This is a genomic window from Streptomyces sp. NK08204 (assembly GCF_020400585.1).
Classification (GTDB): domain Bacteria; phylum Actinomycetota; class Actinomycetes; order Streptomycetales; family Streptomycetaceae; genus Streptomyces.
In genome coordinates this window covers 95,833-116,910 of sequence record NZ_JAINVF010000015.1, presented here as the reverse complement: position 1 = coordinate 116,910, position 21,078 = coordinate 95,833, and the positions used below count along the sequence as shown (strand labels likewise).

The following is a 21,078-nucleotide window of genomic DNA, read 5'->3' as shown; positions in this document are numbered from 1 at the left end:
CAGGCCGGTCCAGGGCGGCGGGGCGGGACCGCTGAGCCGCGGCCGGCGGAGTCGGCGGACCTGCGGCTCGTTCCGCCCGCGCTCGCGGCCTGGGGTGCGGCGGCTGTGGCGCTGAACGTCCCGACGGGCTGGAGCATGGGGATCGCGGCGTTCTGTCTGGCCCTCGGAGGTGTCCTGCTGCTGGCGCGGCGGCCCGGGGCCGCCGACCGCTGCCGCCCCGCGGGTCCCGGGCGGTGGCTGCGGGCGGGACCGGCCGACGAGGCGCGCGGACGGTTCGCCTGGGCTCGCGCGCCGGTCGCCGCGATGCTGCTCTGCGTCGCCGCGGCCACCGCCTCGGCCGGGCTGCACGGGGCGGATGTGCGGCGGGGCCCGGTGCCCGAGCTGGCCCGGCGGTTCGCGACGGTGACCGCCGAGGTCGAGCTGACCCAGGACCCCTGGCTGAGCAGGCCTCGGGTGCGGGGCGACCGCACGGTGCCGGTGGCGGTCCTGGCCCGGGCGGAGGTGAGGCGCGTCAGGGAGAGCGGCGGGAGAAGTGTGCGCACGCGCAGCCCAGTGCTGCTGGTCGTCGACACGGACGGCCCGGCATCGGACACGCACGGCCCGGCATCGGACGCAGACGGTCCGGGAGAGCGGGACGCGGACGGTCCGGGAAGGCGGGGTGGGCGCTCGGCGTGGGGCGGGCGCTCGGCCTGGTCAGGGCTGTTGCCGTCCACGCGGCTGCGGGTGACCGGGCGGCTGGCGCCGGCCCGGTCGGGCGGTGGTCGGACCGCGGCCGTGCTGCGGGTGCGGGGCGGGCGGGGACCGGTGGTCGTGGCGGGGCCGAGCGGGCCGCAGCGGCTGGCAGGGCGGCTCAGGGCCGGGCTGCGGGAGGCGACCGAGGGGCTGCCCGCGGACACGCGGGCGCTGCTTCCCGGCCTGGTCGTCGGCGACACCTCGCGGATCACACCCGAGCTGGAGGAGGCGTTCCGGGAGACGGACCTGGCGCACACGCTCGCCGTTTCCGGCAGCAACCTCACCATCCTCCTCGCCCTGCTCATCGGACCGTTTGGCCTGGCCCAGCGGACCGAACGTCGCGGCCTTGCCCCGCGCCTGGGGCTCTCGCTGCGGGCGACCGCCCTGCTCGCCGGGGGGCTCACGGTGGGATTCGTGGTCGTGTGCCGGCCCGATCCCAGCGTGCTGCGGGCAGCGGCCTGCGGTGCGGTCGCCCTGCTGGCCCTGGCCACCGGACGCCGCAGGTCCCTGATCCCGGCGCTGGCCACTGCTGTCCTGCTGCTGGTGCTGTACGACCCGTGGCTGGCTCGCAGCTATGGCTTCCTGCTCTCCGTGCTGGCCACCGGCGCCCTGCTCGTGCTGGCGCCCGCCTGGAGCGAGGGGCTGCGGCGGCGCAGGGTGCCCGCGCGGCTCGCCGAGGCGCTGGCCGCGGCTGCCGCCGCGCAGGCCGTGTGCGCGCCGGTCGTGGCGGTGCTGTCGGCCCGGGTGAGCCTGGTGGCGGTGCCCTGCAATCTGCTGACGGAGCCGGCGGTGGCACCGGCCACGGTGCTGGGGTTCGCGGCGCTGGCAGCAGCGCCGGTGGGGATGCCGGTGGCCAAGGCGCTGGCCTGGTGCGCGAGTTGGCCGGCCCGTTGGATCGCCGGGGTCGCCCGCGCCGGGGCCGGCCTGCCCGGCGCGGGAGTGGACTGGCCCGCAAGCCTGCCGGGAGCGCTGCTGCTGGCGGCGGTCACCGTGGCCGTCGTCCTCGCTGGTCGCCGAGTGCTGCGGCACCCGTGGTGGTGCGGGATGCTCGGCATGCTGCTCCTGCTGGTGGTGGTGCGGCCGACGCCGCTGACCAGGGTGATCACGGGCTGGCCGCCGCCCGGCTGGCGGTTCGCGATGTGCGATGTCGGCCAGGGCGACGCGACCGTGCTGGCGGCGGGCAAGGGAGCGGGCGTGGTCGTGGACGCCGGGCCCGATCCCGCGCTGGTCGACCACTGCCTGCAAGAGCTGGGCATCACGCGTGTGCCCCTCCTCGTCCTCACCCACTTCCACGCCGACCATGTGGCAGGGCTACCTGGAGTGCTGCGCCACCGCACGGTGGCCGAGATCGAGACCACCGGCTTCGAAGAACCCGCGGAACAGGCAGAGTTCGTCAGAAGGGAGGCGGCCGAACGGCACATCCCGGTGAGCCGGGCCGTGGCGGGGGAGGAGCGGCGCACCGGACCGCTCGCCTGGCGCGTGGTGTGGCCCCCGCCGGGCCCGGCACCGGAGCCGGACGGACCCAACGATGCGAGTGTTGCACTGCTCGCCCGGACGGGCGGACTGCGGATGTTGTTGCTCGGCGACCTCGAACCGCCTTCCCAGCAAGCGCTGTTGCGCTCGCCGGATGTGGCGCGGTTGGCGGCGGTGGACGTACTGAAGGTGGCCCATCACGGCTCGGCCTACCAGGACCCGGACCTGATACGACTGGTGGCTCCACGGGTGGCGTTGATCTCCGTGGGCGCCGACAACCCCTACGGGCACCCGGCACCGGCGACCACGGCCGCGCTGCGGACCGGCGGCGCGGTGGTGCTGCGCACGGACCGGGACGGTGCGCTCGCGGTCGCCGGGAGTGGAGGCGCGGGCGGGGGAGGGCTGACGGCGTATGGGAGCGGTTCGGGGAGTTGAGCCGGGTGCGGGGCGCTGGCCGCCGGCCACTGGAGCCGGCATCGATTGTGCGGACTCCGGCCCAGGCGGAGCCGGACTGGGCGGACTCGGGCCCTCGGACGGGGCCCGCACTGGGCGGACTCGGGCCCTCGGGCGGGCCCCGGCCCTGGGCGCCCCCGGCCCCGGGCGGGCCGCTTCGGAGGGGGTTTCGGCCGGTGCTCGTGCTGTGTCGGAGAATGGCCCGGTGAGCGATGTGAGACACGTGCTGGTGCTGCCCGACCGTGAGGCCGCCGAGGAGGCTGCCGAGGCGGTCGCGGAGCGGTTCGGGATCGACGAGGAGCCCCGGGTCGTCCGGGACGCACTGGCCGGCGAGGACGACGCCGAGGACGTCCAGTGGCTCGTGGTCCTGCGGGACCAGGACGAGCTGCTGGACCCGGCAGAGCTGGACGCGTTCGCGGAGGAGTGGGACGGCTGGCGCGAGGAACCGTGACCCTGAGCCGGGCTCAGGGGACGCCCGAGGGCCGGCCGGGGTGCGTGGCCGGTCCGCTGTCAGTGCCGCGTGGGATGCTTGGGAGCGATGGCCAGGAAGACTGCGAATGACGACCCTCTCGCCCCCGTGACGCTCGCCGTGGGCCAGGAGGACCTCCTGCTCGATCGTGCCGTTCAGGAGGTGGTGGCCGCCGCGAAGGCCGCCGACGCCGACACGGACGTACGGGACCTGACCCCGGACCAGCTGCAGCCCGGCACGCTCGCCGAGCTGACCAGTCCGTCGCTCTTCGCCGAGCGCAAGGTCGTGGTCGTACGCAACGCGCAGGATCTTTCGGCCGACACAGTGAAGGACGTGAAGGCGTACCTCGGGTCACCCGCGGAGGAGATCACGCTCGTGCTGCTGCACGCGGGCGGAGCCAAGGGCAAGGGCCTGCTGGACGCCGCGCGCAAGGTGGGGGCCCGGGAGGTGGCCTGCCCGAAGATGACCAAGCCGGCGGACCGGCTGGCGTTCGTGAGAGGGGAGTTCCGCTCGTTCGGGCGTTCGGCCACGCCCGAGGCGTGCCAGGCGCTGGTGGATGCCATCGGGAGCGACCTGCGGGAGCTGGCGTCGGCGGTGTCGCAGTTGGTCGCCGACGTGGAGGGGACGATCGACGAGGCCGTCGTCGGCCGGTACTACAGGGGGCGGGCGGAGGCGTCGAGCTTCACGGTCGCCGACCGCGCCGTCGAGGGACGCACGGCGGAGGCACTGGAGGCGCTGCGCTGGTCGCTGGCGACGGGGGTCGCGCCAGTGATGATCACCAGCGCGCTGGCGCAGGGCGTCCGGGCGATCGGCAAGCTGTCGTCGGCGCGCGGCGGCAGGCCCGCCGATCTCGCGCGGGAGCTGGGTATGCCGCCGTGGAAGATCGACCGGGTACGGCAGCAGATGCGCGGCTGGACCCCGGACGGGGTCGCGGCGGCGCTGCGGGCGGTCGCCGAGGCCGACGCGGGCGTGAAGGGCGGCGGCGACGACCCCGAGTACGCCCTGGAGAAGGCGGTCGTGACGATCGCCCGGGCCGCGCGCTCCCGGGGCCGGAGCTGATCCTGATCCGGGGGGCCGCGGTGCCGCGGTGGTGCGGGCGGGGAGAACCGTAGGTATCAGCCATACACCGGTAACGGTCGTGCGCCGGTGGCAGTCATAGGCGGGGATGAGCCGTACCCCCGATGTCAGCCGTAGGCCGGTGGCAGTCCCTGCACCGATGCCAGCCGTACACCGGTGGCAGTCCTGCACCAGTGTCAGCAGTGCACCGGTATGGCCACCTACCCGAACAGCTGTGGACCGGTGGGCACGTAGACCCGAGAAACTCGTAGCCCCGAGCCCCGAGCCCCGAGCCCCGAGACCCGAGACCCGAGACCCGAGCCCCGAGACCCGAGACCCGAGCCCTGTAAGACCCGTAGACCCGTCAGCCGACCTCGCCGGTGTGTGCCGGAAGGGGCGATCGCCATGGCTGAGCACTCTCACGCCGCGGTGCTCGTCCGCACGAGCTACGACGCCTTCTCGCGCGGGGACATGGACACCCTGCGCGGACTCATGGCGGCGGACTGTGCACCCCCTGTGCCGGGCAGTCATCCGGTGTCAGGCGACTTGAAGGGCGTGGAGGCCGTCCTCGGGATGTACCGCCGACTGATCCTGGAGACGGGCGGGCCCCTGCGGATCCGACTGCGCGACGTCTTCGTTCGACGCCCGGGGCATGCGGTGGCCGTGCACCACCTCATGGCGGAGCGGGCGGGCATGCGCTACGACGATGGATCGCGTCCCTCGTCTTCCGGATCGTCGGAGACAAGGTCGCCGACCTCGGCCTGGGCGTCGCGGGCATCGACAAGGAGAACGAGTTCTGGGGCCGAGGCCCCGCGCACCGTGTGCCCGGCGCCGGGTACGCCGAAGGCCCCGCCACCCGCTCCGGGGAAGAGAGGGGGACAGGGCCTTCGGATCAAGCTGGTGAGCCCGTTCCCGCGTGGCGAACGCAGGCCGCGAACAGGCTCTGGGGTGCCGGACGGGAGCGGATGAGAGAGGGCCCGCTCTGGGTCCTTCCGGCGGTCAGATCAAAAAAGGGGGTCTCAGCCCTTGAGGGAAGCGACCTTGGAAGCCAGCGCCGACTTCTTGTTGGCGGCCTGGTTCTTGTGGATGACGCCCTTCGAGACGGCCTTGTCGAGCGCACGCGCGGCAGCGCGCTGCAGCTCGGTGGCCTTCTCGACGTCACCCGCGGCAGCGGCCTCACGGGCCTTGCGGATCGCGGTCTTCAGGGAGGACTTGACGGCCTTGTTGCGCAGCCGCGCCTTCTCGTTGGTCTTGATCCGCTTGATCTGGGACTTGATGTTCGCCACGAATGAGCCTTTTCAGGTTCTGGTACGGGGCCGCTCGGGTCCCGTACCGATGATCCAAACTTGTTTGTTGTGCCTCGCGCTGAGAGGGCATGAGACACAGCCGTCTACATTACCAGTGGCCCTGCGGGCGGCCCAAAACGGTCCCCGGTCGTTCTCCGTGGGACCATGGAGACAACGTAACGATCCGACCCGAGGCATAAGGCGCCTCAAGAGACAGGACCCTGCGTGCCCGCGACCCCTAACCATGTGCCCGAGCCGAGCCGTACCGCCCCGGCTCTGATCCGCAATTTCTGCATCATCGCGCACATCGACCACGGCAAGTCCACGCTCGCCGACCGGATGCTCCAGCTGACCGGTGTGGTCGAGCAGCGGCAGATGCGTGCTCAGTACCTCGACCGGATGGACATCGAGCGCGAGCGCGGCATCACGATCAAGTCCCAGGCGGTGCGTCTGCCCTGGGCCCCGACCGAGGGCCCCGACCAGGGCACGACGCACATTCTGAACATGATCGACACCCCGGGGCACGTCGACTTCACCTACGAGGTCTCGCGGTCGCTGGCCGCCTGCGAGGGCACCATCCTCCTCGTCGACGCCGCCCAGGGCATCGAGGCGCAGACCCTCGCCAACCTCTACCTGGCGATGGAGAACGACCTCACGATCATCCCGGTGCTGAACAAGATCGACCTGCCCGCGGCCCAGCCCGAGAAGTTCGCCGAGGAACTGGCGAACCTCGTCGGCTGCGACCCGTCCGACGTGCTGAAGGTCTCCGCCAAGACGGGCCTCGGCGTCGACGCGCTGCTGAACAAGGTCGTCAAGGAGATCCCGGCCCCGGTCGGTGTCGCCGACGCGCCCGCCCGCGCGATGATCTTCGACTCGGTCTACGACTCCTACCGCGGTGTCGTGACGTACGTCCGTGTCATCGACGGCCAGCTCAACAAGCGCGAGCGCATCAAGATGATGTCCACCGGCGCCACCCACGAGCTGCTGGAGATCGGCGTCAGCTCCCCCGAGATGCTCCCGGCCGACGGCCTGGGCGTCGGTGAGGTGGGTTACCTCATCACGGGTGTGAAGGACGTCCGGCAGTCCAAGGTCGGTGACACCGTCACCAGCCAGGCCAAGGGCGCCACCGAGGCGCTCGGCGGCTACAAGGACCCGAAGCCCATGGTCTTCTCGGGCCTGTACCCGCTGGACGGCTCCGACTACCCGGAGCTGCGCGAGGCCCTGGACAAGCTCCAGCTCAACGACGCCGCGCTCGTCTACGAGCCGGAGACCTCCGCCGCCCTCGGCTTCGGCTTCCGCGTCGGCTTCCTGGGCCTGCTGCACCTGGACGTGATCCGGGAGCGGCTGGAGCGCGAGTTCGGGCTCGATCTGATCGCCACCGCCCCCAACGTGGTCTACCGCGTGGTCATGGAGGACGGCAGCGAACACACGGTCACCAACCCGAGCGAGTTCCCCGAGGGGAAGATCAACGAGGTCTTCGAGCCGGTCGTGCGGGCCACCATCCTCGCGCCCACCGAGTTCATCGGCTCGATCATGGAGCTGTGCCAGACCCGGCGCGGCACCCTGCTCGGCATGGACTACCTCTCGGAGGACCGGGTCGAGATCCGCTACACGCTGCCGCTCGCCGAGATCGTCTTCGACTTCTTCGACCAGCTGAAGTCCAAGACCCGCGGCTACGCCTCGCTGGACTACGAGCCCACCGGCGAGCAGACCAGCTCCCTGGTCAAGGTCGACATCCTGCTGCACGGCGACAAGGTGGACGCGTTCTCCGCGATCACCCACAGGGACCAGGCGTACGCGTACGGCGTGCGGCTCGTCGCCAAGCTGAAGGAGCTGATCCCGAGGCAGGCCTTCGAGGTCCCGGTGCAGGCTGCCATCGGCTCCCGGGTCATCGCCCGCGAGACCATCCGCGCCATCCGCAAGGACGTCCTCGCCAAGTGCTACGGCGGTGACATCTCCCGTAAGCGCAAGCTGCTGGAGAAGCAGAAGGAAGGCAAGAAGCGGATGAAGATGGTGGGCTCCGTGGAAGTTCCGCAGGAAGCCTTCATCGCCGTCCTCTCCAGCGATGACAGCGCAGGGTCGGCCAAGGGCAAGAAGTAACCGAAGGCAGCAAGTGCGTGACGCTCGCAAACCGGGCGGAACGGGGGCCCGTCGTGCGAAAGTGCGGCGGGCTCTACGCATGCGTAGGTTCGCTCTGCGTGGAAGTTACCGGCCGATGCCCCTTACGCGGCGGCCGGTCGACGCTTACCCTGATCCCTGCTCGTTAGTTACTCGCGAGTTAAACAAGCTGCCCCACCCCCACACCCGTGAGTCAACCCAGCCACATGTGAGCCAGCCGCGCCGTCGCGGGCCCCTGGAGGATGTCGTGAGCGACACACAGACCCTGATCGAGAACCGTCCGCCGTCCGTGGCGGCCCTCTTCCTGGAGCGCGTGGCGGCCACCCCGGACGCCGAGGCGTACCGCTACCCCGTCCCACCGTCCTCCGGTCAGGGTCCCGACGACTGGAAGTCGCTGAGCTGGGGGCAGGCGGCCGAGCGGGTGTACGCGATCGCGGCCGGGCTCATCGAACTGGGCGTGCAGCCGGAGCAGCGCGTGGCGCTCGCCTCCTCGACCCGCGTGGAGTGGATCCTCGCCGACCTCGGCATCATGTGCGCGGGCGGCGCCACCACCACCGTCTACCCGCAGACCAACGCCGACGAGTCGGCGTTCATCCTTTCCGACTCCGAGAGCCGGGTGCTGATCGCCGAGGACGCGGCACAGCTCGCCAAGGCCCTGGAGAAGCAGGCCGAGCTGCCCGATCTCACCATGATCGTCGTCATCGACCCGGCCGGCGTGGAGACCGGCGACCGGGTGACGACCCTCGCCGCACTGGAGGAGAGGGGCGCCGCCTACCTGGAGGAGCACCCGGAGCTGATCAAGGAGCGGGTCGGCGCGATCACCCGGGAGCAGCTCGCCACTCTCATCTACACCTCCGGCACCACCGGCCGCCCGAAGGGCGTGCGCCTGCCGCACGACAACTGGGCGTACATGGCGAAGGCCATCGCCGGGACCGGGCTGCTCAGCGGCGAGGACGTGCAGTACCTGTGGCTGCCGCTCGCGCACGTCTTCGGCAAGGTGCTGACCTCCGGGCACATCGAGGTCGGGCACGTCACCGCCGTGGACGGCCGTGTCGACAAGATCATCGAGAACCTTCCGGTGGTGCAGCCGACGTACATGGCCGCCGTGCCGCGCATCTTCGAGAAGGTCTACAACGGCGTCGCCGCCAAGGCCCGTGAGGGCGGCGCGGCCAAGTACAAGATCTTCCAGTGGGCCGTCGAGGTCGCCCGCGAGTACGCCAAGGCCAGCCAGGACAACTTCCGGCGCACCGGCAACCCCTCCGTGCCCTTCGGCCTCGCCGCCAAGCACAAGGTCGCCGACGCCCTCGTCTACGCCAAGCTCCGCGAGGCCTTCGGTGGCAGGCTGCGCGCCTGCGTCTCCGGCGCCTCCGCGCTCGCCCCGGAGATCGGCTACTTCTTCGCCGGTGCCGGCATCCACATCCTGGAGGGCTACGGCCTCACCGAGTCCTCCGCGGCCTCCTTCGTCAACCCCGGCGAGGCCTACCGCACCGGCACGGTCGGCAAGCCGCTGCCCGGCACCGAGGTCCGCATCGCCGACGACGGCGAGATCCTGCTGCGCGGCCCCGGCATCATGGAGGGCTACCACAAGCTCCCCGAGAAGACCTCCGAGGTGCTGGAGTCCGACGGGTGGTTCCACACCGGTGACATCGGCGAACTCTCGCCCGACGGCTACCTGCGCATCACCGACCGCAAGAAGGACCTCATCAAGACCTCCGGCGGCAAGTACGTCGCTCCCGCCGAGGTCGAGGGCCAGTTCAAGGCGGTGTGCCCGTACGTCTCCAACGTCCTGGTGCACGGCGCCGACCGGAACTACTGCACCGCGCTCATCGCCCTGGACGAGATCGCCATCCTGGACTGGGCGAAGGAGAACGGCCTGGAGGGCAAGCCGTACGCCGAGGTCGTCGCCGCGCCGCAGACGGTCGAGATGGTCGACGGCTACGTCAGGGAGCTCAACCAGGGCCTGCAGCGCTGGCAGACCATCAAGAAGTTCCGCCTGCTGCCGCGCGACCTCGACGTCGAGCACGGCGAGATCACGCCGAGCCTGAAGCTGAAGAGGCCGGTGGTCGAGCGGGAGTACAAGCATCTGATCGACGAGATGTACGCGGGGACCAGGGAGGCGTAGCACCGTCCCGCAAGAGGGGCGAGGGGGACCGGCGCCGGCTGCGGGCCCTGCGTGGCCTGCCACGGGGCTCCCCGCGCCCCTCGAGGCACATCCCGCTCGGCCACGCTCCGAAGTGTTCGCCTTCTCACGCTCCACTAGCACAGTTCTCAGTCATTACTGACCAGTTCGGTGACTCGGCGCTTGTGCGTGCCGCCCGTCTGCCACCCTGGCCGCATGGACATGGCGGCGTTACCGGCGCAGCGGGAGAACGACTCCCTGGCCTGCGACGCGCCCGCGCACGACGGCGCGGGTCCGCGCGGGCAGGGGGGCTCAGGCCTGCCCGGAAGCCCCCTCGCGCCGGGCACCGCCCGCGCCCTGCTGCGCGCCGCGTTCGCCGAGTGGGCCGACCAGGGACTCCTCGGTCCCGAGGGCGGCGCCCGGCTCGCCGACGACGCCATGGCCGTCGTCAGCGAACTCGTCACCAACGCCGTCGTCCACGCCGGTACCGACGTGGACGTCGCCTGGTGCCTGGAGGACACCGGCGCGTTCGTGGTCGAGGTCAGCGACCAGCACCCCTCCCGCGCCCCGCGTGACGTGGCCGGCGGCGAGACGCCGTGCGACACGCCCGAATACGGGCGCGGCCTGCGTCTGGTGGCCACCCTCGCCGACTCCTGGGGCGTCACCTACCGCACCGGCACCAAGACGGTGTGGGCCCGGCTGCCCCCGGGCGGCGTCCCCGACCCCGTCGGGCCCGCCCCGGAGCAGAGCCTGGCGGTCGCCGAGGATCTGGCCCCGCAGCCGCAGCGCCCCGGCAGCGACCGGGACTGGCTCGGCCGCGGCGCGCTGTCCTTCCTCGCCGAGGCGTCCGACCTGCTCGCCGGGCAGCTGGACGAGAACCTGGTCGTCGCCCTCACCGGCCAGCTGATCGTCCCCCGGCTCGCCGACTGGTGCGCGGTGTGGCTGGAGGACGAGGCCTCCGCCCGCGCGGGCGACGGCGGCGGACCCTCCCGGGTCTGGCACGCCGGCGAGTCCCGCGTCGAGGAGCTGCGCCGTGCCCTGGAGAAGGAACCGCCGTGTCCGCGTGAGGGCCTGCGCTCGGGCCCGGAGCCGTACTCCTGGCCCGGTGACGCGCTCGGTCCGCAGGGCGGCGTCGGCGCGGCGCTCGCGTACCGGCTGATCGCCGGCGGCCGTCCGCTGGGCACGCTGGTCATCGGCCGGTGCGGACTGCTGCGCTTCCCCGACGAGATCACCGGGCTGGTGGAGGACCTCAGCCGCCGGGTGGCGCTCGCCATCGGCGCGGCCCGGCAGTACGCCCGCCAGGCCACCATCAGTGCCGTCCTGCAGCGCGGGCTGCTGCCCGGAGCGGTCGCGGAGATCCCCGGGCTGCGCAGTGCGCTCGTCTACGAACCCTGCGACAAGGGCGGCCCCAGCGGTGACTTCTACGACCTGTTCCCGGCGGGCGACGGCCGCTGGTGCTTCGCCGTCGGCGATGTGCAGGGCAAGGGCCCGGAGGCCGCGGTCGTCATCGGGCTGGCCCGTCCCTGGCTGCGGCTGCTGGCCCGCGAGGGGTACGGGGTCGCCGACGTCCTCGACCGGCTGAACCAGCTCCTGCTGGACGACGCCACCGAGGCCGCCGACGCCGCCGCCCGCGCCCTGGTGGCCGTCGGCGGCCGGCCGATGGCCACCGGGGACGGCCCGCAGTCCCGCTTCCTGTCCCTCCTCTACGGCGAACTGACACCGCTGGACGGCGGCGGCGCCCGCTGCACCCTCGCCTCCGCGGGGCATCCGCTGCCGCTGGTGCTGTGCCCCGACGGCACGGTGCGCACCGCAGCCCGGCCGCAGACCCTGCTCGGGGTGGTCGAGGACGAGACCTACCTCAGCGAGACCCTCGAACTGCGGCCCGGCGACAGTCTGCTGTGCGTCACCGACGGGGTCACCGAGCGCCGCTCCGGCGCCCGCCAGTTCGACGACGGCGACGGGCTCGCGCGGGCCCTGTCCGGCTGCGCGGGCCTGAGCGCCGAACGGATCGCGGAACGCATCCGACGTCTGGTGCACGACTTCGGCGGCGGCCTGCCGGAGGACGACCTGGCGCTGCTGGTGCTCCAGGCCGAGTAGGCCTCCCGGTGCTGGACAATGGAGGACATGCCTTCCGCACTTCCCGACGGCGAGCCCGTCCCCGACGACGGCGCGCTGCCCGCGGCCGCGCTCGCCGGGGCGCCCGAGCGCCCCCTCGGGTTCTACCTACACGTCCCCTACTGCGCGACCCGCTGCGGCTACTGCGACTTCAACACCTACACCGCCACCGAGCTGCGCGGCACGGGCGGAGTGCTGGCATCCCGCGACAACTACGCCGACACCCTCACCGACGAGATCCGCCTCGCCCGCAAGGTGCTCGGCGACGACCCGCGCCAGGTCCGCACGGTGTTCGTCGGCGGTGGTACGCCCACGCTGCTGACCGCGGACGACCTCGTGCGGATGCTGGGTGCCGTGCGTGACGAGTTCGGCCTGGCGCCGGACGCCGAGATCACGACGGAGGCCAACCCCGAGTCGGTGGATCCGGCGTACCTCTCCGCCCTCCGGGAGGGCGGCTTCAACCGGATCTCGTTCGGCATGCAGAGCGCGAAGCAGCACGTGCTGCGCGTGCTCGACCGGACCCACACCCCCGGCCGCCCCGAGGCGTGCGTGGCGCAGGCACGGGCGGCGGGCTTCGAGCACGTCAACCTCGACCTGATCTACGGCACCCCGGGCGAGAGCGACGACGACTGGCGGGCCTCGCTGGACGCGGCACTGGGCGCGGGCCCCGACCACATCTCGGCCTACGCCCTCATCGTCGAGGAGGGCACCCAGCTCGCCCGCCGCATCCGCCGGGGCGAGATCCCGATGACCGACGACGACGTCCACGCCGACCGCTACCTGATCGCGGACGAGGTGCTCTCGGCAGCCGGGTTCGACTGGTACGAGGTCTCCAACTGGGCCACCTCCGAGTCCGCCCGCTGCCTGCACAACGAGCTGTACTGGCGGGGCGCGGACTGGTGGGGCGCGGGCCCCGGGGCGCACAGTCACGTCGGTGGCGTCCGCTGGTGGAACGTCAAGCACCCGGGCGCCTACGCGGCGGCCCTGGCCTCCGGCCGCTCACCGGGCGTGGGCCGCGAGCTGCTGTCGGACGAGGACCGCCGGGTGGAGCGCGTCCTGCTGGAGCTGCGGCTGCGGGAGGGCGTGCCGCTGTCCCTGCTGAAGGAGGAGGGGCTCGCCGCGTCCCGGAGGACGCTGGCGCAGGGGCTCCTCGAGGAGGGGGCTTACGAGGAGGGGCGGGCCGTGCTGACGCTGAAGGGGCGGTTGCTGGCGGACGCCGTGGTGCGGGACCTGGTCGACTGATCACTCGGGCGAGTGAATCGCAGCGCAACACCGGTTCGGTCCCTAACCTGATTCATAGTCTGCCGCTGACCGTACGCGGCGAATGTGGAGGCCACGGAGATGACCGCTGTGGACGAACGTGGAGTCGCAGAGTTCTTCGAGGGGTTCGAGCCGCCCGACGGACTCAAGGTGGAGCTTCTGCGGGGGGAAATCGTGATGATGGCCAGCCCGGATCTGGTGCACAACCTCATCGTGCTGCTCACGGAGAGGCAGATCCCACTGGACCGCTGGTATCCCCTCCAGACCCAGGATGTCGACATCGTGGGCGAGGCCAGCGAGCCCGTACCGGACCTGGTGGTCGTGGAGCGCGATGTCCTGCCCGCCTCGGGACGCCTGTTGCCGTGCCGCCTGATCACGATGGTCGTCGAGGTCGTCTCCAAGACCAGCGTCCAGCGGGACTACGAGATCAAGCGGTCGATCTACGCCGCCGGCGCGGTGCCTGTCTACCTCGTCGTGGATCCGATCATGGCGCAGTGCGTCCTGCTGACGAAACCGGTGGGAAAGGGAGAGGACGCCGACTACCGGCGGCAGGAGATCACCAAGTTCGGGGCGCCGCTGGTGGTGGAGGATCTCGGGCTGGAGCTGGACACCAGCGAGTTCGGCACGTTCTCCGACGTCAAACCCCACCGCTACCCGTGACGAAGTCGATCAGCTCCTCCACCCGCCCCAGCAACGCCGGCTCCAGGTCCTTGTAGGACCCCACCCGCTTCAGGATCGCCTGCCACACCGCCCCGGTGTTCTCCGACGGCCACCCCAGCGCCCGGCACACCCCCGTCTTCCAGTCCTGCCCGTGGGGGACCCGCGGCCAGCCCGGGATGCCCAGCGAGGCCGGCTTCACCGCCTCCCAGATGTCGATGTACGGGTGGCCCACCACCAGCGCGTGTTCGCTGGTAACCGACTGGGCGATGCGCCACTCCTTCGTGCCGGGGACCAGGTGGTCCACCAGGACGCCCAGGCGGGCGTCCGGGCCCGGCGCGAAGTCGGCCACGACCGACGGCAGGTCGTCCACGCCCTCCAGGTACTCCACGACCACGCCCTCGATGCGCAGGTCGTCGCCCCACACCTTCTCGACCAGTTCGGCGTCGTGCCGGCCCTCGACGTAGATGCGCCCGGCGCGGGCCACGCGGGCGCGGGCGCCGGGCACGGCGACCGATCCGGAGGCCGTACGAGCGGGACGCGGCGGACCCGAGGGCGGCCGTACGAGTGTCACCACCCTGCCCTCCAGCAGGAAGCCCCGCGGCTCCAGCGGGAACACCCGGCACGTGCCGAAGCGGTCCTCCAGGGTCACCGTGCCCGCCTCGCAGCGGATCACCGCCCCGCAGAACCCGGTGCCGGGCTCCTCCACCACCAGGCCGGGCTCGGCCGGGACCTCCGGCACGGGCTGCTGCTTCTTCCACGGCGGGGTGAGGTCGGGGGAGTACTGGCGCATTCGGATGACGATAGGAGAAGCCGGAGGGCGGGGCCTACGACACGCCGAAGCGCGCCGCCAGCTCGTCGCGTTGCCGTCGTACGAAAGCCGCGTCCACCACCGCTCCGTGGCCGGGCACGTACAGAGCGTCGTCACCGCCCAGTGCCAGCAGGCGGTCCAGCGCGTCCGGCCAGCGCGAGGGGACGGCGTCCGGGCCCGCCTGGGGCTCGCCCGACTCCTCCACCAGGTCGCCGCAGAACACGATCTCCGGGTCGCCCGGAGCCGAACCGGGAACCAGGACCACCAGGTCGTACGCCGTATGGCCCGGACCCACGTTGGCCAGCAGCACCTGGCGCCCGCCGCCCAGGTCCAGCGTCCACTCGCCCGAGACCAGGTGACGGGGCGCGGTGAGTGCGTCCACCGCCTCGTCGGCGTCGGCCGCCGGCAGGCCGTGGCGCATCGCGTCCAGGCGCAGCCCCTCGCGCTCGAACGCGAACACCGTGTCCAGCCCCACCGCCCCGTACACCTCAGCCCCGGCGAACGCGGCGGCGCCGAAGACATGGTCGAAGTGCGGATGGGTCAGAGCGAGATGAGTCACACGGTGCCCCGCGAGCGCCTGCGCGTGCGCCCGCACCCACGCTCCCTCGGCCAGGCTCGACCCGGCGTCCACCACGAGCGCCGTGCCCTCCCCGAGAACCAGCCCCGTGGTGCAGTCCCAGCCCGGCAGCCGGCACCGTCCGACCCCCGCGGCGAGCCGCTCCCACTCCACCTCTTCCCAAGTCACCGTCATACCGAGACGCTAGCGACAACGGCCATCCTGGACACGGACCGGGCACGGTGGCGCGGGGACCGGCCTTGCCCGGGGCGTACCCCGCAGCCGTACACTGGGCCGGGGAAGGCTGGCACTCGCGTGCGAAGAGTGCCAGCGGACCACCCGAACGGCCGAGGGACAACGTGCTGGAGGTGCGCGCGAATGCTGAGTGAACGCAGGCTGCAGGTGCTGCGCGCCATCGTCCAGGACTACGTGGGCACCGAGGAGCCGGTCGGCTCCAAGGCACTCACCGAGCGGCACCAGCTCGGCGTCTCCCCGGCGACCGTGCGCAACGACATGGCGGCCCTGGAGGACGAGGGGTACATCGCGCAGCCGCACACCAGTGCCGGGCGCATCCCCACCGACAAGGGCTACCGGCTGTTCGTGGACAAGCTGGCCGGCGTCAAGCCGATGACCGCGCCCGAGCGGCGGGCGATCCAGAACTTCCTGGACGGCGCCGTCGACCTCGACGACGTGGTGGCTCGGACCGTGCGGCTGCTCGCGCAGCTCACCCGGCAGGTCGCCGTCGTGCAGTACCCGTCGCTGACCCGGTCCACCGTGCGGCACGTGGAACTGCTGTCCCTCGCGCCCGCGCGGGTGATGCTCGTGCTGATCACGGACACCGGCCGTGTCGAACAGCGGATGGTCGACTGCCCGGCACCGTTCGGGGAGTCCTCGCTGGCGGATCTGCGGGCGCGGCTGAACAGCCGGGTCGCCGGACGCCGCTTCACGGACGTGCCGCGGCTGGTCGAGGACCTGCCAGAGGCGTTCGAGGCCGAGGACCGAGGCACGGTCTCGACGGTGCTCTCCACCCTGCTGGAGACGCTCGTCGAGGAGAACGAGGAGCGGCTCATGATCGGCGGCACCGCCAATCTCACCCGCTTCGGGCACGACTTCCCCCTTACGATCAGACCCGTCCTGGAGGCTCTCGAGGAGCAGGTCGTGCTCCTCAAGCTCCTCGGCGAGGCGAAGGACCCAGGCGTGACCGTGCGCATCGGCCACGAGAACGCCCACGAAGGACTCAACTCCACCTCCGTCGTGTCGGTCGGCTACGGTTCGGGCGGCGAGGCAGTCGCCAAGCTCGGCGTGGTCGGACCGACCCGCATGGACTACCCGGGAACGATGGGAGCGGTACGCGCAGTGGCACGGTACGTCGGACAGATCCTGGCGGAGTCGTAAGTGGCCACGGACTACTACGCCGTTCTCGGCGTGCGCCGCGACGCGTCGCAGGATGAGATCAAGAAGGCGTTCCGCAGGCTCGCACGCGAGCTGCACCCGGACGTCAACCCCGATCCGAAGACCCAGGAGCGGTTCAAGGAGATCAACGCCGCTTACGAGGTGCTGTCGGACCCGCAGAAGAAGCAGGTCTACGACCTCGGCGGCGACCCGCTCTCCCAGTCGGGCGGCGGCGCGGGCGGCTTCGGCGCGGGCGGCTTCGGCAACTTCTCCGACATCATGGACGCGTTCTTCGGCACGGCGTCGCAGCGCGGCCCGCGCTCGCGCACCCGGCGCGGACAGGACGCGATGATCCGGATCGAGGTCGAGCTCGACGAGGCGGCCTTCGGGACCACCAAGGACATCCAGGTCGACACGGCGGTCGTCTGCAACACCTGCAACGGTGAAGGCGCGGCGCCGGGCACCTCCGCCCAGACATGTGACATGTGCCGGGGCCGCGGTGAGGTCTCCCAGGTCACCCGGTCCTTCCTGGGCCAGGTCATGACCTCGCGGCCCTGCCCCCAGTGCCAGGGCTTCGGCACGGTCGTGCCCACCCCGTGCCCGGAGTGCGCCGGCGACGGCCGGGTCCGCTCCCGCCGCACCCTCACGGTGAAGATCCCGGCCGGTGTCGACAACGGCACCCGCATCCAGCTCGCCGGCGAGGGCGAGGTCGGGCCGGGCGGCGGCCCCGCGGGCGACCTGTACGTGGAGATCCACGAGCTGCCGCACCCCGTGTTCCAGCGGCGTGGCGACGACCTGCACTGCACGGTCACCATCCCGATGACGGCCGCGGCCCTCGGCACGAAGGTGCCGCTGGAGACGCTGGACGGCATGGAGGAGGTCGACATCCGGCCCGGCACCCAGTCCGGCCAGTCGATCCCGCTGCACAACCGCGGTGTCACGCATCTGCGCGGCGGCGGGCGCGGTGACCTCGTCGTCCACGTCGAGGTACAGACCCCGACCAAGCTGGACCCAGAGCAGGAACGCCTGCTGCGCGAGCTGGCCAAGCTGCGCGGCGAGGAGCGGCCGCAGGGACAGTTCCAGCCGGGGCAGCAAGGACTGTTCTCCCGCCTGAAGGACGCCTTCAACGGGCGCTGAGTGGCGCGTTCACAGGACGGGCACGGGGTGCTTCTGCACCCCGTGCGCCGTTGCCCTGTGCCAGGAGAAACCCCGATTCGGACTTGTTCGAGGGACGTGACAACATGCGGTCATGTCCTCCGCGCTGACCGATCTCTTCCCCCACCCGATCGTGCAGGCCCCCATGGCGGGTGGTGTCTCCGTCCCGCAGCTCGCCGCCGCCGTCTCCGAGGCCGGTGGTCTCGGGTTCCTCGCCGCCGGGTACAAGACCGCCGACGGCATGTACCAGGAGATCAAGCAGCTGCGGGCCCTCACGGGCCGTCCCTTCGGCGTGAACGTGTTCATGCCCCAGCCCGACTACGCCGAATCGGGCGCCGTCGAGGTCTACGCCCACCAGCTGGCCGGTGAGGCCGCCTGGTACGAGACCGAGCTGGGCGACCCCGACAGCGGGCGGGACGACGGCTACGACGCCAAGCTCGCCGTCCTCCTCGACAACCCGGTGCCCGTCGTCTCCTTCCACTTCGGCGTCCCGAGCCGGGACGTCATCGACTCCCTCCACCGCGCCGGAACCTTCACCCTGGTCACCGCCACCAACGTCGAGGAGGCACTCGCGGTGGAGCGGGCCGGTGCGGACGCGGTGATCGCACAGGGCGTCGAGGCCGGCGGCCACCAGGGCACCCACCGGGACGTCCCCGAGAACGACTGCGCCGGCCTCGGCCTGCTGTCGCTGCTCGCGCAGATCCGGGAGACCGTGAGCATCCCGGTCATTGCCGCCGGCGGCATCATGCGCGGCAGCCAGATCGCCGCCGTCCTCGCGGCGGGCGCGAGCGCGGCCCAGCTGGGCACCGCCTTCCTCGCCACCCCCGAGTCCGGCGCGAGCCCCCTGCACAAGCAGGCGCTCACCAACCCCCTGTTCGCGCGCACCGAGCCGACCCGCGCATTCTCCGGCCGCCCGGCGCGCGCACTGGTCAACCGGTTCATGCGCGAGCACGGCCGCTACGCCCCCGCCGCCTACCCCGAGATCCACCACCTGACCGCACCGCTGCGCAAGGCCGCCGCCAAGGCCGGTGACCCGCAGGGCATGGCGCTGTGGGCCGGGCAGGGCCATCGCATGGCCCGGGATCTGCCCGCCGGGCAGCTGGTGGAGGTGCTGGTCGGCGAACTCACCGCCGCCCGGACGGCACCGGCCGCCGGAGGCGGGCGATGACGGCGCCGGTGTTCGTCGTCGAGCACTTCCGCGCCGGAGGCGGCGGACAGTACGTCCTGGACGGCCCCGAGGGACGGCACGCGGTCTCCGTGAAGCGGCTCCAGCCCGGCGAGGAGGTCGTCCTCACCGACGGCGCCGGGCGCTACGCGGTGTGCGACGTGACCGGCACCGAGGGCAAGGACCGGCTGATCGTCCACATGGGCACCGTGGAGGAGGAACCCGAGCCGTCCCCCCGGATCACGGTCGTACAGGCCCTGCCCAAGGGCGACCGCGGCGAACTCGCCGTGGAGACGATGACCGAGGTCGGCGTCGACGCGATCGTGCCCTGGCAGGCCGCCCGCTGCATCACCCAGTGGAAGGGCGAGCGCGGTCTGAAGGCCCTCGGCAAGTGGCGGGCCACCGCCCGCGAGGCCGGCAAGCAGTCCCGCCGGGTGCGCTTCCCGGAGGTCGCGGACGCAGCGACGACCAAGCAGGTTGCCGCACTTCTCGCCAAAGCCGACTTCGCCGCCGTGCTGCACTCCGACTTCGAGCACGACAGTGCGCCGCTCGCCACCGCCGAACTCCCCGACCACGGTGAGATCGTGCTGGTCGTCGGCCCCGAAGGCGGCGTGTCCCGGGACGAGTTGGCGCTGTTCGAGGGGGCGGGTGCGAGGACCTGCGTGCTCGGTCCTACCGTGTTGCGCACGTCCACCGCCGGCACCGCCGCGGCGGCCCTGCTGCTGGGCCGTACCGGCCGCTGGTCCTGACACCTGGGGGAACACCATGGAACTCGCCCAAGTCCGGCTCCTCGTCACCGACTTCGCCGCCTGCTACCGCTTCTACGCCGACGTCCTCGGCCTCAAGCCGCAGTCCGGGGCGACCGAGGGACCGTACGAGAAGTTCAGCCCGCACGCGGGCTCCGCCGGAATAGCCCTGCAGGACCGCTCGATGATGGCCGAGGTGCTGGACGAACTGGGCGACACGGCCACCGGCCACCGCTCCCTGGTGGTGCTGCGCGTGGACGACCTCGACGCCTACTGCGACGCGATCGGCTCCCGGGGCGGGACCCTCATCCACGGCCCGGCCCCCATGACCGACCGCATGCGCGTCGCCCACCTCAAGGACCCCGAGGGCAACCTGGTGGAACTCCAGGAGTGGCTGCTGCTGCGCGGCTGACGGCGACGCCGGGCAGCAGGGCCCATCCGTCCCCCTCACCGGCCTCAAGAGCCAGGGCGTCGTACGGCGTCGGCGAAGGCCCGCACCACGCCCGGTTCGTGCAGGTCGACGGCGTGGCCGTGGTCGTCGGCGACGGGCCCGGCGTGTGTGTACGCTCCTGCGGCGACCCCGTGGAACACGATCGGGGTGACGGCCCCGTCCCGGTGCAGCGCGAGGATCTCCCGGCAGGTCCCCGTGCCTCGTGCCCGGTGCCGTACGGTCCACCGGCACCCGGTCCCGTCCCCGACGACCAGCCGTCTGAGCCTGCGTTCACCGCGCACCGCGCCAGAGGAGACCGCCCTCACCCGATGGTGGGGTTCCCGAACGTGTGACTGGCCGCAAGTGACCTACCGCCGCGAGCAGGCCGGTGGCACGCTGCCCTTCATGGGGGTCATGAGGCGCAACTGGCGGAGGCCGAAGCCCGCGCGGGCGGCGGCCATGGCGGGGCTCGCGGTGGTCGCGGGGGGCGCGCTGGTGGCGTGCGACCCGGGCGGACTCAGCTCCGCGACGGCCGCGTACACCACCAGTACGACCGCGAAGGCGGAGCTGAACCGGCGGCATGTGGACGTCAGTTGGCTCAGCTGCACCGGCAGGGGCGGCAGCACGCCCGGGAAGACGCCCTCGTCCACCGAGCACACCGTCGTCTCCGTCGACTGCGACGGCCGTACCCGCGACGGGCGGAAGATCACCGTCACCGGCAAGGTGACCAAGGCCGTCGACGGCGCGTGCGTGCGCGGCGCCCTGACGGCCAGGGTCGGCGGCAGGCAGGTGTTCCACGTGGGCGGGCTCGGCAACTGCAACGCCAGACCCGGACCGTCGTACAAACCGTCCTACACCAACCCGCCCCCCGGCGGACCCCGGCCCACCGTGACGGTCACCGTCACCCGGACCCTGTGGTGCAAGAGTGACCCGACCTGCTGGCCCGCGCAGGGCAAGTGATCGGAAACCGGGGCGCGAACCACCCGCCGCTGCGTACGCTGACGAGGTGACTAAGGGCGCTTCGACGGGACCCGCGGCATCCCCGGCCTCCCCATCCTCCACGGCCTATCTCCGATTCCCGCACC

Annotated in this window: 19 protein-coding genes; 15 read left to right on the top strand and 4 right to left on the bottom strand. The window is 72.1% G+C overall.

What is annotated here, in order from left to right:
- Positions 1-303 precede the first annotated feature (303 nt).
- The 4 genes from K7G59_RS22550 (at position 304) to K7G59_RS22535 (ending at position 5,152) form a co-directional block, all read left to right on the top strand.
- A complete protein-coding gene (locus K7G59_RS22550) occupies positions 304-2,640 on the top strand; it encodes a ComEC/Rec2 family competence protein (RefSeq protein WP_225837074.1) in 2,337 nt (778 codons plus the stop codon).
- 223 nt (positions 2,641-2,863) lie between these two features.
- Positions 2,864-3,109: a hypothetical protein gene (locus K7G59_RS22545; protein WP_225837008.1), complete on the top strand. Its 246-nt coding sequence runs from the start codon at positions 2,864-2,866 to the stop codon at positions 3,107-3,109.
- Positions 3,110-3,196: 87 nt separating this feature from the next.
- Positions 3,197-4,186 carry a DNA polymerase III subunit delta gene (holA, locus tag K7G59_RS22540; protein WP_225837005.1) on the top strand — a complete coding sequence of 330 codons (990 nt, stop codon included), beginning with the start codon at positions 3,197-3,199 and terminating at the stop codon, positions 4,184-4,186.
- Positions 4,187-4,588: 402 nt separating this feature from the next.
- A complete protein-coding gene (locus tag K7G59_RS22535) occupies positions 4,589-5,152 on the top strand; it encodes a nuclear transport factor 2 family protein (protein ID WP_308295074.1) in 564 nt (187 codons plus the stop codon).
- A 50-nt stretch (positions 5,153-5,202) separates the two neighbouring features.
- Here K7G59_RS22535 and rpsT read toward each other — a convergent pair whose 3' ends face one another.
- A complete protein-coding gene (gene rpsT / locus K7G59_RS22530) occupies positions 5,203-5,469 on the bottom strand; it encodes a 30S ribosomal protein S20 (protein WP_004001350.1) in 267 nt (88 codons plus the stop codon).
- A gap of 225 nt (positions 5,470-5,694) precedes the next feature.
- On the opposite strand from rpsT, the gene lepA reads away from it, so the two are divergent.
- The 5 genes from lepA (at position 5,695) to K7G59_RS22505 (ending at position 13,741) form a co-directional block, all read left to right on the top strand.
- A complete protein-coding gene (lepA, locus tag K7G59_RS22525) occupies positions 5,695-7,569 on the top strand; it encodes a translation elongation factor 4 (protein ID WP_225837003.1) in 1,875 nt (624 codons plus the stop codon).
- A gap of 265 nt (positions 7,570-7,834) precedes the next feature.
- On the top strand, positions 7,835-9,709 hold the full coding sequence (locus K7G59_RS22520) for a long-chain fatty acid--CoA ligase (protein ID WP_225837001.1): 1,875 nt from the start codon (positions 7,835-7,837) through the stop codon (positions 9,707-9,709).
- A 219-nt stretch (positions 9,710-9,928) separates the two neighbouring features.
- Complete coding sequence (locus K7G59_RS22515) at positions 9,929-11,803, top strand: SpoIIE family protein phosphatase (RefSeq protein WP_225837071.1); 1,875 nt, start codon at positions 9,929-9,931, stop codon at positions 11,801-11,803.
- A 27-nt stretch (positions 11,804-11,830) separates the two neighbouring features.
- Entirely contained in the window at positions 11,831-13,063 is a 1,233-nt protein-coding gene (gene hemW / locus K7G59_RS22510) for a radical SAM family heme chaperone HemW (RefSeq protein WP_225836999.1), read from the top strand.
- 99 nt (positions 13,064-13,162) lie between these two features.
- On the top strand, positions 13,163-13,741 hold the full coding sequence (locus K7G59_RS22505; protein ID WP_225836996.1) for a Uma2 family endonuclease: 579 nt from the start codon (positions 13,163-13,165) through the stop codon (positions 13,739-13,741).
- Here K7G59_RS22505 and K7G59_RS22500 read toward each other — a convergent pair.
- Positions 13,719-14,531: a DUF3097 domain-containing protein gene (locus tag K7G59_RS22500; RefSeq protein WP_225836994.1), complete on the bottom strand. Its 813-nt coding sequence runs from the start codon at positions 14,529-14,531 to the stop codon at positions 13,719-13,721. The two genes, K7G59_RS22505 and K7G59_RS22500, sit on opposite strands and share 23 nt — an antisense overlap.
- 34 nt (positions 14,532-14,565) lie before the next feature.
- Positions 14,566-15,300 (bottom strand): MBL fold metallo-hydrolase, encoded by a 735-nt coding sequence (locus tag K7G59_RS22495; RefSeq protein ID WP_225836992.1) that lies wholly within the window; start codon positions 15,298-15,300, stop codon positions 14,566-14,568.
- A gap of 183 nt (positions 15,301-15,483) precedes the next feature.
- On the opposite strand from K7G59_RS22495, the gene hrcA reads away from it, so the two are divergent.
- The 5 genes from hrcA (at position 15,484) to K7G59_RS22470 (ending at position 19,975) form a co-directional block, all read left to right on the top strand.
- Positions 15,484-16,500: a heat-inducible transcriptional repressor HrcA gene (gene hrcA, locus K7G59_RS22490; protein ID WP_225836990.1), complete on the top strand. Its 1,017-nt coding sequence runs from the start codon at positions 15,484-15,486 to the stop codon at positions 16,498-16,500.
- Positions 16,501-17,634, top strand: a complete 1,134-nt coding sequence (gene dnaJ / locus K7G59_RS22485) for a molecular chaperone DnaJ (protein WP_225836988.1) — start codon at positions 16,501-16,503, stop codon at positions 17,632-17,634.
- A gap of 112 nt (positions 17,635-17,746) precedes the next feature.
- Complete coding sequence (locus K7G59_RS22480) at positions 17,747-18,820, top strand: nitronate monooxygenase (protein ID WP_225836987.1); 1,074 nt, start codon at positions 17,747-17,749, stop codon at positions 18,818-18,820.
- Entirely contained in the window at positions 18,817-19,566 is a 750-nt protein-coding gene (locus tag K7G59_RS22475) for a 16S rRNA (uracil(1498)-N(3))-methyltransferase (RefSeq protein WP_225836985.1), read from the top strand. The genes K7G59_RS22480 and K7G59_RS22475 overlap by 4 nt, the downstream gene beginning before the upstream one ends.
- Positions 19,567-19,582: 16 nt before the next feature.
- Positions 19,583-19,975, top strand: a complete 393-nt coding sequence (locus K7G59_RS22470) for a VOC family protein (protein WP_225836983.1) — start codon at positions 19,583-19,585, stop codon at positions 19,973-19,975.
- Positions 19,976-20,019: 44 nt separating this feature from the next.
- On the opposite strand, the gene K7G59_RS22465 is transcribed toward K7G59_RS22470, so the two are convergent.
- On the bottom strand, positions 20,020-20,295 hold the full coding sequence (locus K7G59_RS22465; RefSeq protein ID WP_225836981.1) for a hypothetical protein: 276 nt from the start codon (positions 20,293-20,295) through the stop codon (positions 20,020-20,022).
- Positions 20,296-20,398: 103 nt separating this feature from the next.
- On the opposite strand from K7G59_RS22465, the gene K7G59_RS22460 reads away from it, so the two are divergent.
- Positions 20,399-20,953, top strand: coding sequence for a hypothetical protein (locus tag K7G59_RS22460; RefSeq protein ID WP_225836979.1), 555 nt, complete (start codon positions 20,399-20,401; stop codon positions 20,951-20,953).
- The last annotated feature ends 125 nt before the right edge of the window (positions 20,954-21,078 follow it).

Bases quoted from the DNA above. Each gene is read 5' to 3' on its own strand.
- hrcA (WP_225836990.1), top strand. From the start codon at position 15,484: ATGCTGAGTGAACGCAGGCTGCAGGTGCTGCGCGCCATCGTCCAGGAC.
- K7G59_RS22515 (WP_225837071.1), top strand. From the start codon at position 9,929: ATGGCGGCGTTACCGGCGCAGCGGGAGAACGACTCCCTGGCCTGCGAC.
- hemW (WP_225836999.1), top strand. From the start codon at position 11,831: ATGCCTTCCGCACTTCCCGACGGCGAGCCCGTCCCCGACGACGGCGCG.
- K7G59_RS22500 (WP_225836994.1), bottom strand. From the start codon at position 14,531: ATGCGCCAGTACTCCCCCGACCTCACCCCGCCGTGGAAGAAGCAGCAG.
- K7G59_RS22480 (WP_225836987.1), top strand. From the start codon at position 17,747: ATGTCCTCCGCGCTGACCGATCTCTTCCCCCACCCGATCGTGCAGGCC.
- K7G59_RS22495 (WP_225836992.1), bottom strand. From the start codon at position 15,300: ATGACGGTGACTTGGGAAGAGGTGGAGTGGGAGCGGCTCGCCGCGGGG.
- holA (WP_225837005.1), top strand. From the start codon at position 3,197: ATGGCCAGGAAGACTGCGAATGACGACCCTCTCGCCCCCGTGACGCTC.
- K7G59_RS22460 (WP_225836979.1), top strand. From the start codon at position 20,399: ATGGGGGTCATGAGGCGCAACTGGCGGAGGCCGAAGCCCGCGCGGGCG.
- K7G59_RS22535 (WP_308295074.1), top strand. From the start codon at position 4,589: ATGGCTGAGCACTCTCACGCCGCGGTGCTCGTCCGCACGAGCTACGAC.
- K7G59_RS22505 (WP_225836996.1), top strand. From the start codon at position 13,163: ATGACCGCTGTGGACGAACGTGGAGTCGCAGAGTTCTTCGAGGGGTTC.
- K7G59_RS22470 (WP_225836983.1), top strand. From the start codon at position 19,583: ATGGAACTCGCCCAAGTCCGGCTCCTCGTCACCGACTTCGCCGCCTGC.
- K7G59_RS22475 (WP_225836985.1), top strand. From the start codon at position 18,817: ATGACGGCGCCGGTGTTCGTCGTCGAGCACTTCCGCGCCGGAGGCGGC.
- K7G59_RS22550 (WP_225837074.1), top strand. From the start codon at position 304: ATGCTGCTCTGCGTCGCCGCGGCCACCGCCTCGGCCGGGCTGCACGGG.